A 14,914-nucleotide genomic window follows, 5' to 3' on the forward strand; every position below is an offset into this window, starting at 1 on the left:
GCCTCTGTGAGCGAGTCCTGGCGGGAGGGTCGGCGTGGGTGAGGACAACAACAGCATGAGTGCTGAGCGCGCCAGCTTGTTCGTTTACCTGACCACAGAATACGCCAACGAGTACCGGGCCGTCATGAATCTCTTCACTGGCCCGCTGCTCGTCGACTTGTCCGCGTCCGAAGTGGCTCACCAGCTCTTGGAACACGGAGTCTCCCTGTCTGTCGACGAGGCGACCAACCGCTGCGAGCAGTTGCGTGTGTGGGGCAACCTGGTACGCGGAATGCGTGACGCCAGGGTGCCGAGCGTGCGCGATTTCCTGAGATCTCGTAGCCGCTACCAGGCCTCGAAACTAGGTGGCCGGGTCCATCGAGACGTGGAAGCTATCCTCGCGGCAGGCGATGGGGCACAGGAGGTCGCCCGGGAGTTGCTCGGCGCGACGGTGCAGGTATTGGACCGGATAATCGCACGCCTCGATGAGCCGTCGCCGGACGCCGAGGCACTGGCCGGCGACGTGACCACGGTTTTCAACAACCAGCGGTTGTTCAACGAAAGCGTTCGAGACTTCTATGCCTATCTGAACGCGGTTTTGTCGCGCTATGACCTCGTCGGCGATGAGTATCGCCGTTTCAAGGAACTGCTGCTCGAATACATCGACTTGATCACGGCCGACGTGTCCCGGCACGCGCCGGCCATCGCGGCACGCTGTGACTTGTTGAAGCCCCGGGTGAGTCAGATCCTGGAGATCCTCGACAGCTTGCCGTTGCTGATCATGCCGGATGGCACGCCCGTGGACCGCCTGCCCGGTCGTAGTCGCGCGGACTGGGACCAGCTACGCGACTGGTACAGCGAGCAAGACGGCCGCTCCGGGCCCGAGACCCTGCGCGTGGCCGCCGATCAAGCCCTACGCCAGCTGCTGGCCAACGCCAGGCGGATGCTCGCTGCCGCCGGAACCGGCGTGAGCAGACGGGCCGACCTGCTCAAACTGGCGGCCTGGTTCGACAGGTCAGGCGATATCGACGTACACCGGCTCTACGCCGCGACATTCGGCGCCTATCCGTCGCGGCATCTCTTCGGCGGGCCAGAGGAACCTGGTGTCCGCGATGGCGTGAACACGTCGTGGTGGGACGCGACACCGATCGATGTCCCCATCAGCATGCGTGATCGTGGTGATCGTACGGCGCGTGGTCGTTCCGCGGCTGTCCCTGACCCGGGCAAGGACCAGGAGCGCCTGCTGCGCCAGGCCGAGCTGGAGGCACGGGATCGCCAGATGGCGGCCGACGAGCTGGTCGCGGCCGGAGTGCTCGACGGTGCCCGTGTCAGCCCGGCGTCGCGTGACCTGCTCCTCGCGTTGCTGGGATTGCTGCTGAGCAAGAACCAGGATCTCAGCAGACCGGTCCGTGAAGCCGACACCGACCTCGACCTGGAGATCACTGCTGAAACCGTGGCGGGCGGGCGAACCGTGATCCATGCGGACGACGGTGTGGTCCTGGTCCATGAACTGCGCCTCACCGCGAGCAGACACTCTGGTCAATCCGTCGGACGTGCGGGGAGAACCGGATGAACACAGGGCCCGCTGGCACAGAAGAGCACGACGCGAACGAGCGCAGACTCGCAGCACGGACGTTGCTGATGAAGCCCATCATCACGGCGGCTGCTCAGCCGGATCAACTCGTCCTGGTTCGCAAACACGCCACACAGCTCAAGAAGATGTTCATGACGACGCTCGGGTACCAGCTGGTCGTCGAGTCGACCTTCGCAAGATTGCTGAAGTCTCCGCTGAGTCAGGACACGCCCGCCCGACCGGTACTCGCCCGCAGCGAAAGACCTTTCACAGCAAAGACGTACACATACCTGTCATTGGTGTGTGCGAGCCTGTTGTCGTCAAGTACAGGTGATCAGGTTCTGATGAGTACCCTGGTCGAGCAGATCCGGGCCGACGCTGTGACAGCCGGTGTGACCATTGAGGACACAGGGGCCGAACGCAGGCACCTCGTGTATGCGATCATGCTGCTGGTCGAATGGGGTGTCCTGATTGAGACCGACGGCACTGTCGCCGGCTGGGAGACACGACAGGACGAGGCGTTGCTCGACGTCCACCGGCCGCTGCTGCCGAATCTGCTGGCGCGTTCCCTGCAGGACATCGCGGACCCTGGGTCTCTGGTCGACGGCTCGTACATCGATCCAGCAGAGCTGGAACAGCCGAGGCGCAGCCTTCGCCGCAAGCTCGTCGAGAATCCCCTGATCCGACGAGAAGACCTCACCGATGCTGAGCGGGACGTGCTGTCGCGTGAACGGCGCGAACTGACGAGAGTCCTCGACGAGTCGTTCGGACTCACCCTGGAGGCCCGGGCCGAAGGAGTCCTTGCCTACGACACCGAGGAGACGTTCAGTGACGTCACATTCCCTGGCATCGGGACCGTCCCACACGCTGCCTTGCTGGTAGTCAACGCGCTCACCGACGATCTCAATGCGTCGGCAACGGACACTGTGCTCGCCAATGGCCGCCCAGTCCCTGGAGTCCTGGCGCCGATGCGGTTGGTGCAGTCGAACATCGAGTTGCTGGTCGAGCAGTACGGAAGCACGTTCAGCAAGAAGTACACCGAGGATCCCGTTCTGCTGCAGGCCGAAGTTGTGCGGCTACTGGAGTCCGTGAGTCTGGCACGAAACTCAGTGGACGGACTGATCCTGCATCCGGCTTGTGCTCGTTACCGCCCAGAACCGCAGCGCGCCCCAGCGCGTACCCAAACGGTTCGCGGGCAGGATCAAGAAAGCCTTTTCCCGGAGGGGATCTCATGACGGTCGACGTCGATCCGGACACTCTGCTCGCGGCCCGACCGAAACACCACCCGCACCGTTGGCGGCTGGCCAGAGCCGGTGTGGTCAACGTCTGGTACTACTACGACACGACCTTCCAGTTCACCGGCGGACGGATGATCCTGCGCGGTACCAACGGTTCTGGCAAGAGTCGGGCGCTGGAGATGCTGCTGCCGTTCCTGCTGGACGCCGACCGGCGCAAAATGGACGCGACCGGATCGGGCAAGGTCCGTCTCGAGGATCTGATGCGCCACGGCGCGCACGGCCAGAACCGGCTGGGCTATCTCTGGCTGGAGCTGGCCCGCCAGGAAGACGACCAGGCCGAGCAGTTCCTGACCATCGGCGCGCTCGTCCGCTTTTCAGTGAGTACGGGCGAGGCCAAGCCCTGGTACTTCACGACGCCGCTGCGGGTCGGCGTGGACCTGCCGTTGATGGACGATCGACGGCAACCGCTGTCACGGGAGCACCTGGGCGAACTCATCGGTGCCGACAGGATCACCGAGAAAGCCGACGTCCACCGCGAGCGAGTCGGCGCGACGGTGTTCGGACTTTCGGGCAACAGCGGGAAAGAACGCTACGGCGGTCTCCTGCAGTTGCTGCATACGTTGCGTGCGCCCGACATGGGCAACCGGATCGACGAGGGCAACCTGCCGAAGATTCTTTCCGACGCGCTTCCGCCCCTGTCGGAGAACACGTTGCGGGAAGCCGGCGAGCGTCTTGACTCGCTCTCCGACTCGCGGGAAGAGCAGCGACGACTGGTCGAAGCGGTCGAACATATCGACACGTTTCTCGACGTCTACCGCAGATACACCGTGCGGGCGCTGTTCGACACAGCTGAGCAGGCTCGGGTGGCCGCGATAGCAGCGAAGGACTTCGCTGACAACGAGCAGAAGGCCGAGCATGCCCATGCGGCGCTGGTCCTGGATCACTCGGAGATCTTGCGGCGGCTCGCTGAGGCCAGGGCACAGGATGTGGTGCTGCAGTCGACTATCGAGGGGATCAAGGACTCCGACGCCTACAAAGCGGGCCTGAACATCGAGAATCTGGCTCAGAGCGTCAGTTCACTCGGCAGGGCCGCAGGCAGTGACCTGTCCGCTGCCGTCGCCCGACGCCAGGAGGAGAGCGCTGCGGTGCGCCGCATAGACACTCAGGCAGAGGAGATCGCTGCCGAAGCGAAGCGGGCGTGCGCAGTGCTCAACGAAGTCAGGCAGGCAGCGTCCGGTGCTCGAATGCCGATCACGACTCTTCCGGCCACCGTGGCGGTGGACCTGACTCCACAAGAGCCTCCGCAGGAGCTGGTCAGGTCAACCTTGACCGATGCTCCAGAACTGTTCTCACGTCCTAGTCCGACGCGGCTCGAAGTTGTTCCAGACGATGTGGACGAGGCTCACCGGACGGTTGTGGACGCTGCTCAGGCGATGAGCAGACGATCCACGGAAGCCACGAGCAGACTGGCTACCGCCAAAGCATTGGACAACCGCGAGAATGAGGTTTCGATCGCGGAGGACCGTGCGGAGGAGTTGAGCGAACGCGCTGCGGAAAACGCCGCGCAAGCTCAGGATACAGCGGATGACCGCGACGATAGAGCCCGAGCGCTGGCGACGGCGTGGAGACGGTGGACCGCGGACGACCAGACTCGTTCGCTTCTCGGCGACATCGACTGGGCAAGCACCGCAGTAGGGCCGTTGTTGATCGACGCGGACGCGCTTACCGGTGAGCCGGCCGGCGATGACCTCACGCAACTCGACGAGGCTGCCAGCGAGAGTTCGTCGTCTGCTCGAAATGCGATTGCCGACTCTCGCGCCACCCTGCGACGTGAAGACCTGGACGACAAAGCAGCTCGCGAGCATTTGCTGGATGAGCAGAACGGCCTGCGGGCTGATCGAGATTCCGAACCACCTGCCGCGCCATGGATGCGAACCGGCCCCCCTGGATCTGTGCCGCTGTGGCGCACCGTCGAGTTCGGTGCGGACCTGAATGAGGTCGACCGTGCCGGACTGGAGGCGGCACTGTTGTCCGCGGGATTGCTGTCCGCGGCGTTGAGCACAGACGGTACCGTTCGCGCAGAGGACGGGCAGGTCCTGCTGACCCTGGACGCGCCAGAAGCAGTTTGCTCCTTGACCACAGTCCTGCAATGGGATCCAGCAAGTGGTCTGCCTCGTGAGCTTGTCACAGCCGTACTGTCCAGAGTGGGCAGCGGGCCAGGGCACGGCACCTGGGTCGATGTGGACGGTCGCTGGGGTTCAGGTCCGTTGCAGGGCAAGAACAGCGCTGATCGAGCTCGGTATGTCGGCGCTGCTGCTCGCGCTGCCGCTCGTGCTGAACGACTTGCTGAGATTGACGAGGAACTTGCGAAGATCCAGCTGCGATCCGACGAGCGGACGCGCCAGCTGGCGCGGCTGACTGAGGCTGAAGCTACGCTCAAGAAGCATGTCCGTGCCGCACCGAGAACAACTGAACTGGACCGGGCACGAACGACCGCCAGTATCGCGGCGGCGACAGCGGCCAGATCGCTGCGTGACGCGACGACGGCCCACAGTGAGGCAGTACGTAGGCGCCGGGAGTTGACGGAGGACAGCTCGGCGCACGAGCAACAGTGTTCCCGGCTGGGCCTGCCTTATGATCAAGCGGGACTCGCGGACGTCGCGGCAAAGGCCAACCAGGCGAAAGAGAACTGCCGGGGATTGGCTGACCGGCTCGACGCACTGCGCCGCCGCCGATCGACTCGCTTGACCGAACTGCAGGAACTCGGCAAGGCCATCGACGAACGACGGCAAGCCGAGTTCGTCGCGGAGGAATCCTGGCGTGAATGGCATTCTGCCCACGCGAAGTTCGCCGCCTTGCAGGAGGCCGTCGGCACGGAGGCGAAGGAGGTCCGAGAGCGCCTGAAGACCGCCAAGACCGCCCATCGGAAGGTCGGTCTGCTGATCGATGGCCTCACCGACAAGGAACGAGAACTCGACAAGAAATCCACAGCCGCCGAACTGAGGATGCAGGGAGCACGCGTGGATACCAGGAACGGTGAGAACGCCATGCGTACCGCGTTGACATTGTTGACGGACAGGTCCAGCCTGGCAGGGGTGGCCGAGGCAGCTACTGGAGGCGGCCGTTTTGATCTACCCGCCATGCCGGAAGTGCCGACGAGTACGGATGTCGAGCAGGCTGCGGTTACCGTTCAACGAGCACTTGAACGGAAAGGCAAGGCGGCCGACGAGAACGCTCTGATGCGTGCTCTGCAGGCGGTGAGCGCCGGGTTGTCCAACACGTTCGACCTCTCGCAGACCCGGACGTTGGACGTGTGGCTGATCGACCTCACGGACGCCACCGGGCGCTACCCGGTTGCCGTTGCCGCGGCCAGGCTCCGTGAACAAGCAGAACGCGGCGCTTCAGCGTTGACGGACCGCGAACACAAAGTCTTCACGGACTTCGTCATCGGTGGTGTCGGCGAAGAGTTGCGGCGCCGGCTTGGCCAGGCCGAGGGACTGGTGACCGCGATGAACACGAGCCTGCGTGATATCCGGACCAGCCACGGAATCGGTGTGCGGCTCAAGTGGGAGCTCGTGGAGCCCAAGGACAGTCCGATAGGTCGTATCCGCGAACTTGTCCAGTCAAGCGCCGCGATCCGCTCGACAGAGGAGACCGACGAACTGATTCGGCTGCTGAAAGACCGAGTGGACGATCGTTTCAAGGAAGATCCCGACGGTGGCTACAGCGCGCATCTGCGCTCCGCTCTGGACTACCGGCAGTGGCATCGCGTCGAAGTGTTCATCCTCGGTCCGGCGCCCGGACAGGAGCGCAAGATCAGCCGTCGGGCGCGGCTCTCGCAGGGCGAAACCCGTTTCGTTTCGTACGTGGCGCTGTTCGCGGCGGCGGACGCCTACCTTTCCGGGCTGCCGGACACCAGCCAGGCCCTCCGCTTGATCTTGCTGGACGACGCGTTCGCCAAGGTGGATGATAGGACCATCGCGGAGCTGATGGGTCTGTTGGTTCGCCTTGATGTGGACTTCTGCATGACCGGCCACGCGTTGTGGGGGACCTATTCGCAAGTTCCGGGCGTGGACGTCTACGAGATCCGGCGAGCTGAAGGAACAGCCGCTGTCGCGACACACGTGCATTGGGACGGCCGTGCCAGGCACTACCTGCGATCGGCTGGCTAGCACATGATTTCGTCAGCGGCTCGTGCCTACTTGACAACGCCAGGGTTGACGCCGCTGTGGCAAACCATCCGGGATCGGCTGGAACGCAATGGCCTCACAGTGACGGGAGTTGTCACCCTGGACCTGGATTATCAAGCGGCCGAAGACCTGTCCGGCCTGCTCAAACGTGCCGTGCCACCGGGTCGCGCCCGCCTCCGGCTGGCGGAGCTCGATGCCGCACTGCGTTCTTCTGCCGTCGCTCAGGGGCTTGTGACCGTCACAGCCGAACTTACCGGGGGCAGCCTCACGGACCGGAAGGCAGTGAGCGAAGCCCGCCGAACCTCTCGGTATAACCTCTGGGAGTACTGGGAGAACTCACTCGCCAACGCTGGACTGGCTGCGGCACCGTGGGTCGTGGAGTGGCAGCACGGCATTCGCCGTGCCGGCCTTCTGGGTCGCGCCGGCGAAGCCGCGGAAACCGTGATCCAGCAAACAATGGCCGTCCTGCGAACAATGTCCGAGACCACGCCGTTGGCGGACCGTAGTCACGACGCGATGCGTGTCGCTCTGCCGCTCCCGCCTTCCTTCGAACTGGCTGAACTCGCGAGCCGCGCATGCGGCGACGCCCACGCCCTGGATGACGGCCGCCTCGTCACGGTATTGGTTCTGCGCGCCATCGCAGTCGCATCAGGCGAACCCCTCCCGTCCACCGCCGCCCGCCGACGCGACCTCTGGGCCATGGCCGGAATCAATCCCGACACAGTATCCGGCACGGTATTGACATGGGGCTTACGCCCACCAAGAGCCGATCCCTGGGCGATGATGATGCACACCCGCGCCGACCTCGGCCTGGCCACTCACATCACTCTTCAGGAATGGCACGCCGGCGCCAACCAACCCTGGGCCGCCACCGGTGACAGACTGTTCGTCTGCGAGAACCCCCAAGTCCTGCAAGCCGCAGCCCGCGCCGGCGTATCCCACCCAATGCTCTGCACATCGGGAAATCCAGCCACAGTAGCCACTCTGGCCCTCACCAGCCTCGTCCAAGCAGGTGTCAAGGTCTTCTATCACGGCGACTTCGACATCGCCGGCGTTACCATCGCCGCGCGGCTGTTCTCTCAGGGCGCCCACCCCTGGCGCTTCAGTGGAGATGACTACCTCGCCGCAGTGCGGTCCACTGGCTCCAGCCTCCCCATCACCGGCACAGTCCCCGACACCCCATGGAGCCCTTTCCTCGCCCACGCCATGCGATCACACCAGATCGCCGTCCACGAAGAATCCCTGTTGGAGACATTGTTGAGCGATTTGTCCGACCAGTGAACGCGATCCGCACTTTTCGTGCGTCGTGCGGCTGCGGATGGGGCGGAAAGCAGGTTGGCGGCGTCGCACATGCGTTCGACGGCGGCACGGTCAACGCAATTGGGACGGAGGCGAGCGCCAGCCGTTCGGCTCGTCGTAGACGAAGTCTGCGAGACAATCGTGACTCAAGGCGGGTGTCCTCCCGCCGAGGACCGTTTGCTGCACTACTGCAAACGGGGCCGCCTACATGTCAGGCAGCCCCGTTCGTCGTCACCAGCCGCGGGAGCGCCATTCGTCGATGTGTGGCTTCTGCTCGCCCAAGGTCGAGTCGTCGCCGTGGCCCGGGTAGAACCAGGTGTCGTCAGGGAGGACGTCGAAGATCCGGGAAGACACGTCGTTGATCAACGAGGTGAAGTCCTCCGGGGATGTCGTACGCCCCACACCGCCGGGGAAGAGGGAGTCGCCGGTGAAGAGGTGGGGGTGGCCGGTGGGGTCTCGGTAGAGGAGGGCGATTGAGCCGGGGGTGTGGCCGCGGAGGTGGATCACTTCCAGTTCGCACTCGCCGACCGGGATCTTGTCGCCGTGGTTGACCAGGGTGTCCGGGGGGACGGGGAGGGGTTCGGCGTCGTCGGGGTGGGCGATGGTGTTGGCGCCGTTGGCTCCGGCGACCGCGCCGAGGGCCTGCCAGTGGTCCGGGTGTTGGTGCGTTGTCACTATCGTGCGCAGGCGGGGGCGGTTTCGGTCGTGGCCGATCAGGTCCTCGATCCGCTCGGGGTCGTTTGCCGCGTCCACCAACAGGGCATCCCTGGTCGTGTTACAGACCAGTAGGTAGGCGTTGTTGTCCATCGGGCCGACCGACAGTTTGCTGATCGTCAGGTTGGTCAGTTCTCGGCGGGCCGCCGCGCCGCCTGGGTCCACGTGACCGGTGTAGTTCGAGGCAACATCCACAGTGGCTGACAGTAGTCCTTCAGGACCTGCTCAGTGTCTTCACAGGTTGCCTGATTACGCTCCGGTCACGAAGGTGCCCGTGCCCGACGACCACTGAGAGCTCGTGACTACTACACTCTCTGCCACCAAACCGGCGCCGGCGCGGTCCGCGCGCCGGATCAGTTGGGACATCCTCCGGGTGTTCGCGGTCTTCTGTGTCGTGGTCGAACACGTGACCCATCAGTCCGCCGTCAACCATCCCGAGTTGGCCGGCTATCCGTTCGTCCTGCCGTTCCAGTTCGGCGCCAGCACCATGCTGGTCATCTCCGCCTTCTTCGTGTGTGTCACCGTCGGCAAGGGGCGGCCAGGTTCCTGGCTGTGGAACCGGATCGCCCGGTTGTTGCCCGCATACTTCGTCGCGGTCCTGGTCACGTACGTGATTACGCGGCTGGCGGTCACCGCGTTCAACGGACTGCACTTCAGTGACGGCGACTGGTTGTTCGGCACCCCCACCGCCAGCAACCCGTGGCTGTTCAACACGTGGAACCTGCCCACCGGCCAGGACCTGCTCGGCAACCTGCTGATGGTCCAGGCGTGGGATCCCAGCCTGCACTGGGTCGACCCGTCCTACTGGACGCTCCCCATCCAGCTGGTCGCGTTCGCGTGCGCCGCGTTCCTGGCCCGCCACAAGCTGATGACCAGCAGGCGCGTGCCCGTGCTGCTCTGGTCGCTCGTGATCATGCCGATCTTCCTGCGGTTCTTCGTCCGCGACCCGGGCCCGCAGTGGATCAAGTCGATCTTCGACGGGCTCGCGTTGAACCGGGTCGCCCTGTTCGGTGTGGGCATCGCCATCTGGCTGTGGAGCAAACGGCGGATGCGGTTCTGGCACCTGGCCGGGTACATCCTCGCCGCGCTGGTCAGCCTCGACTGGCACACGTACTGGACGGACACGTCGTCGACCATCGCGGTCGGGATCGTGCTGATCTTCGTGGTGTTCGCCGCCGGCGGCCCGGACTGGAACATTCCCGTCGTGCGCAGGATGACGCCGACGATCACCTGGCTGGCCGGTATTTCTTACGGTGTATACCTGACCCATCAGGTGCTCGGGTACATCCTGTCCCGGGCCCTGCTGGACATCGGCGCGAGACCGTGGGAACGGCTGGTGGCGTCGCTCATCGCCGCGGTGGTCCTGGGGTGGCTGATGACCAGACTCGTCGAACGCCCGGCGCACCGATTCCTCAGCGACGCCGGGCCCCGGATGGTGGCGTGGATCCGTCGTGCTCAGATCCACGCGGGCAGGCTGGGCACGTCACCCGCCAGACCGGTGCCGTCGCCCCGGCCGGTCAGCCAGGCCAGCACCGTCGTCGCCGGCCCGCCCACGTCGGGCGAGTCGCTGCCGAGCATGCTGCCGGCCAACTCCCAGTCCCGTTGACGGCCGTCGGCGAGATCCACCCGCAACCGGACCGCCGGCACGTCCTGGCGGGCGGCGAAGTCCTCGACCACCCACTCGAGCAGGCGTTCCTCGTGCCCGTCGGGCAGGTCCCCGAACCCGACGCCGACGTCGAGGTCGACCAGGTGCACGGACACCTCCTGCCAGCGCAGCCACGGCACGGTGCGCGCGGCGATCTGCCGACCGCTCGCCAACGCGACTTGCGCGTCCCACGCCTCCGCGGGAGTACGCGACAGCGCGTCCTCGAAACGTTCACACGCGGCGACGAGGTCCTCGCGGAGGATGGCCGCCATCCGGTGCGAGCCTTCCTCGATGTCCGCGTCGCGGTCCGCCTTGCTCGCGTACATCGGGTGTTCCACCCCTGTCCTCGCCCACAGGAGCAGGTTGACCAGCCCGTCGGCGTTTCGGGCCAGGTGCGATACGACGTGTGCGCGCGTCCAGCCGGGCAGCAGGCTCGGCCGCCGCATCGCCACGTCGTCGAGCCCCTCGACGGCGGTGGTCACCAGCGCGGTCAACTGCTTGGCGGCTGTTCTGCCCAGCTCCGCGTACTCCGCGGCGGTCGGCTGGGTGCGAGGCTCCGGGAAGGAATCGTGCGACACGGCTGTGCGTTGCGATATACGTCCAGTCATAGGTGGCAATCCCGACTTCGTTGCGCTACGTCGCGCTCACGATGAGCTGATGGTGCCCAGCGTACGGGTAGATCAGCTCATGTGGGGGAGAGCCGAATCGGTTTTGTCGGTGGCCCGTCCTAACATGGGTGCCGGCGATGCCCCTCGAACGCATATTCGAGTGGATCAACGCCCGTGGATCTAGCACAGCCATCCTGGAGGGACCCCTAGTGGCCGACCGTCTCGTGGTTCGCGGCGCCCGCGAGCACAACCTGCGCAGCGTGGACCTCGACCTGCCGCGCGACAGCCTGATCGTGTTCACCGGCCTGTCCGGGTCAGGTAAGTCGAGCCTCGCGTTCGACACGATCTTCGCCGAGGGCCAGCGGCGGTACGTCGAGTCGCTGTCGGCCTACGCCCGCCAGTTCCTCGGCCAGATGGACAAGCCCGACGTCGACTTCATCGAGGGCCTGTCGCCGGCGGTGTCGATCGACCAGAAGTCCACCAGCCGCAACCCGCGGTCCACGGTCGGCACGGTCACCGAGGTGTACGACTACCTGCGTCTGCTGTACGCCCGCGCGGGCAAGGCGCACTGCCCGCAGTGTGGCGAGCTGATCAGCAAGCAGACGCCGCAGCAGATCGTCGACCAGGTGCTGGCCATGACGGAGGGGGTCCGGTTCCAGGTCCTCGCGCCGGTCATCCGCGGCCGCAAAGGCGAGTACGTCGACCTGTTCGCCCAGCTGCAGTCGCAGGGGTACTCGCGCGCCCGGGTGGACGGCGCGGTGTACCCGCTGGGCGAGGTCCCGAAGCTGAAGAAGCAGGAGAAGCACGACATCGCGGTCGTGATCGACCGGCTGACCGTGAAGAAGAGCGCCAAGCAGCGCCTGACCGACTCGGTGGAGACCGCGCTCCGGCTGGCCGACGGCCTGGTCGAGCTGGAGTTCGTCGACCTGGAGGAGCACGACCCGCACCGCACCCGCGGCTTCTCGGAGAACCTGGCCTGCCCGAACGGCCACCCGCTGGCGATCGAGGATCTGGAGCCCCGGTCGTTCTCCTTCAACTCGCCGTACGGCGCGTGCCAGTCGTGTTCCGGGCTGGGTGTCCGGATGGAGGTCGACCCGGAGCTGGTCGTGCCGGACGACGAGATGTCGCTGGCCGAGGGCGCGATCGCGCCGTGGGCGGGCGGCCAGTCGGCCGAGTACTTCGTCCGGCTGCTCACCTCGTTGGCCGAGGCCGTCGGCTTCCGGATGGACACGCCGTGGAAGCGGCTGCCGGCCAAGGCGCAGAAAGCGGTCCTGCACGGCACGGCCGACCAGGTCCACGTGCGGTACCGCAACCGGTACGGCCGTGAGCGTTCGTACTACGCGAACTACGAGGGCGTGATCCCGTTCCTGGAGCGGCGCCAGGAGCAGACCGAGTCCGAGGCGATGCGCGAGAAGTACGAGGGCTACATGCGGGAGGTGCCCTGCCCCGCCTGCCAGGGTACGCGCCTGAAGCCCGAGATCCTCGCGGTCACGCTGGAACACAAGGTGCAGGGCGACCAGTCGATCGCGGACGTGTGCGCGATGAGCGTGCGCGACTGCGCGGACTTCCTGGAAGACCTGGTGTTGGGCAAGCGCGAGCAGATGATCGCCGGCGCCGTGCTCAAGGAGATCCAGGCGCGGCTGCGGTTCCTGCTCGACGTCGGCCTGGACTACCTGTCGCTGGACCGCGGCTCGGCGACCCTGTCCGGCGGCGAGGCGCAGCGGATCCGGCTGGCCACCCAGATCGGCTCGGGCCTGGTCGGCGTGCTGTACGTGCTGGACGAGCCGTCGATCGGCCTGCACCAACGGGACAACCACCGGCTGATCGAGACCCTGACCCGGCTGCGCGACCTCGGCAACACGCTCATCGTGGTGGAGCACGACGAGGACACCATCCGAACGTCGGACTGGGTGGTGGACATCGGGCCGGGCGCGGGCGAGCACGGCGGGAAGGTCGTGCACTCCGGGCCGGTCGCGAAGCTGTTGAAGAACAAGGAGTCGATGACCGGCGCGTACCTGTCCGGGCGCAAGGAGATCCCGATCCCGGAGATCCGCCGGCCGATCGACCGCAAGCGGCAGTTGACGGTCGTCGGCGCGCGCGAGCACAACCTGCGCGGCCTGGACGTGTCGTTCCCGTTGGGGTGCCTGGTGTCCGTGACCGGTGTGTCCGGTTCCGGCAAGTCCACTCTGGTCAACGACATCCTGGCGACCGTGCTGGCGAACAAGCTCAACGGTGCCCGCCAGGTGCCCGGCCGGCACACCCGGGTGAAGGGCCTCGACCACCTGGACAAGCTGGTGCGGGTGGACCAGTCGCCGATCGGCCGCACGCCGCGGTCCAACCCGGCGACGTACACCGGCGTGTTCGACCACATCCGCAAGCTGTTCGCGGCCACCACCGAGGCGAAGGTCCGCGGCTACCAGCCGGGCCGGTTCTCGTTCAACGTCAAGGGCGGCCGCTGCGAGGCGTGCGCGGGCGACGGCACGATCAAGATCGAGATGAACTTCCTGCCGGACGTGTACGTGCCGTGCGAGGTCTGCAAGGGCGCCCGGTACAACCGGGAAACCCTTGAGGTGCACTACAAGGCGAAGACCATCTCGGAGATCCTGGACATGCCGATCGAGGAGGCCGCCGGGTTCTTCGAGCCGATCAACAGCATCTACCGGCACCTCAAGACCCTGGTGGACGTGGGGTTGGGGTACGTGCGGCTGGGCCAGCCGGCGCCGACGCTGTCCGGTGGTGAGGCGCAGCGCGTGAAGCTGGCCAGCGAGCTGCAGAAGCGGTCGACGGGCAAGACCGTGTACGTCCTGGACGAGCCCACCACGGGCCTGCACTTCGAGGACATCCGCAAACTCCTCGGCGTGATCAACGGCTTGGTGGACAAGGGGAACACGGTGATCGTCATCGAGCACAACCTGGACGTGATCAAGAGTTCGGACTGGGTCGTCGACATGGGGCCGGAAGGCGGCTCGGGCGGCGGCACAATCGTGGCCGAGGGCACCCCGGAGGACCTGGTGGAGGTGGAGGAGAGCTACACCGGACAGTTCCTGCAGCACGTGCTGAACGTCTGACAACCGAATAAGACCATTGAGGACAGTCCGGCAAAGGTACGTTGGCTGACGAAATAGCCCTCTACACCGCCTTTTCGGGCAGGAAGCGGGCAATCGCGCGTCCGTAGCCTCGCGGTGTGGACTGTACCTATCTGCTGGCCAGGCTGACGTGATCGAGGCGCGGGTCCGCGTGGCCGTGGATGTGCGCAGGGACAGCCACAAGGACAAGCCGTTCGGGGGTCTTTACCTCAGTGCGGGCGAGGTCGACCGGCTGCTCGCTTCGCCGGCCACGGCCAGCCATCTGGACGCCGTCGCTGTGAGCGGCGATGGGGCGGACGTCGCTGTTGCGGGCGACGGCGCGGATTGTGTGGATGGCGAGTCGAGGCTGCTCGGTGTGATCCGCACGTTCGGCCTTAGTGGGCTGGACGTGGACCTGTTGCTGGCGGCGCTCGCGCCGGATGTCGATGTCCGGTTCAACCAGTTGTACGGCTACCTACACGATGACCTGACGCGGCGGCGGGTCAGTGTGGGGCTCGCGCTGGAGCTTGCCGGGGTGTCTTCGCGGTCGGCCTAGGCCCGGTCGCGGTTGCTGCCCGGCGCGCCACTTGTCGCCGGTGGTCT

At 65.8% G+C, this 14,914-nt stretch carries 8 protein-coding genes and 1 pseudogene; 7 read left to right on the forward strand and 2 right to left on the reverse strand.

Going from position 1 to position 14,914, the window contains the following annotated elements; translation table 11 throughout:
• The first annotated feature begins 34 nt into the window (after positions 1-34).
• The 4 genes from EV192_RS41140 to EV192_RS41155 are packed head-to-tail and all read left to right on the forward strand — an operon-like array spanning position 35 to position 8,261.
• Positions 35-1,552, forward strand: coding sequence for a TIGR02677 family protein (locus tag EV192_RS41140; RefSeq protein WP_207926599.1), 1,518 nt, complete (start codon positions 35-37; stop codon positions 1,550-1,552).
• A complete protein-coding gene (locus tag EV192_RS41145) occupies positions 1,549-2,787 on the forward strand; it encodes a TIGR02678 family protein (RefSeq protein WP_132124143.1) in 1,239 nt (412 codons plus the stop codon). The genes EV192_RS41140 and EV192_RS41145 overlap by 4 nt, the downstream gene beginning before the upstream one ends.
• Positions 2,784-6,962 carry a TIGR02680 family protein gene (locus EV192_RS41150; RefSeq protein ID WP_132124144.1) on the forward strand — a complete coding sequence of 1,393 codons (4,179 nt, stop codon included), beginning with the start codon at positions 2,784-2,786 and terminating at the stop codon, positions 6,960-6,962. Before EV192_RS41145 ends, EV192_RS41150 begins: the two co-directional genes overlap by 4 nt.
• Before the next feature lie 45 nt (positions 6,963-7,007).
• Positions 7,008-8,261, forward strand: a complete 1,254-nt coding sequence (locus tag EV192_RS41155) for a TIGR02679 family protein (RefSeq protein ID WP_165960893.1) — start codon at positions 7,008-7,010, stop codon at positions 8,259-8,261.
• Between the two features lie 249 nt (positions 8,262-8,510).
• Here the strand turns inward: EV192_RS41155 and EV192_RS41160 are convergent, their stop codons facing one another.
• Positions 8,511-9,188, reverse strand: a complete 678-nt coding sequence (locus EV192_RS41160) for an MBL fold metallo-hydrolase (protein WP_132124146.1) — start codon at positions 9,186-9,188, stop codon at positions 8,511-8,513.
• Positions 9,189-9,291: 103 nt separating this feature from the next.
• Between EV192_RS41160 and EV192_RS56375 the strand changes: the two are divergent.
• Positions 9,292-10,362: pseudogene (locus EV192_RS56375) on the forward strand (acyltransferase family protein); the annotation flags it as partial.
• 86 nt (positions 10,363-10,448) lie between these two features.
• On the opposite strand, the gene EV192_RS41170 reads toward EV192_RS56375, so the two are convergent.
• On the reverse strand, positions 10,449-11,246 hold the full coding sequence (locus EV192_RS41170) for a maleylpyruvate isomerase family mycothiol-dependent enzyme (protein ID WP_132124148.1): 798 nt from the start codon (positions 11,244-11,246) through the stop codon (positions 10,449-10,451).
• 209 nt (positions 11,247-11,455) lie between these two features.
• Between EV192_RS41170 and uvrA the strand changes: the two genes are divergently transcribed.
• Positions 11,456-14,314: an excinuclease ABC subunit UvrA gene (gene uvrA, locus EV192_RS41175; protein WP_132124149.1), complete on the forward strand. Its 2,859-nt coding sequence runs from the start codon at positions 11,456-11,458 to the stop codon at positions 14,312-14,314.
• 148 nt (positions 14,315-14,462) lie between these two features.
• Positions 14,463-14,867: a hypothetical protein gene (locus tag EV192_RS41180; RefSeq protein WP_132124150.1), complete on the forward strand. Its 405-nt coding sequence runs from the start codon at positions 14,463-14,465 to the stop codon at positions 14,865-14,867.
• Positions 14,868-14,914 lie beyond the last annotated feature (47 nt).

This window comes from Actinocrispum wychmicini (assembly GCF_004345645.1).
GTDB classification, from domain to species: Bacteria; Actinomycetota; Actinomycetes; order Mycobacteriales; family Pseudonocardiaceae; genus Kibdelosporangium; species Kibdelosporangium wychmicini.

Bases quoted from the DNA above. Each gene is read 5' to 3' on its own strand.
- EV192_RS41145 (WP_132124143.1), top strand. From the start codon at position 1,549: ATGAACACAGGGCCCGCTGGCACAGAAGAGCACGACGCGAACGAGCGC.
- EV192_RS41150 (WP_132124144.1), top strand. From the start codon at position 2,784: ATGACGGTCGACGTCGATCCGGACACTCTGCTCGCGGCCCGACCGAAA.
- EV192_RS41170 (WP_132124148.1), bottom strand. From the start codon at position 11,246: ATGACTGGACGTATATCGCAACGCACAGCCGTGTCGCACGATTCCTTC.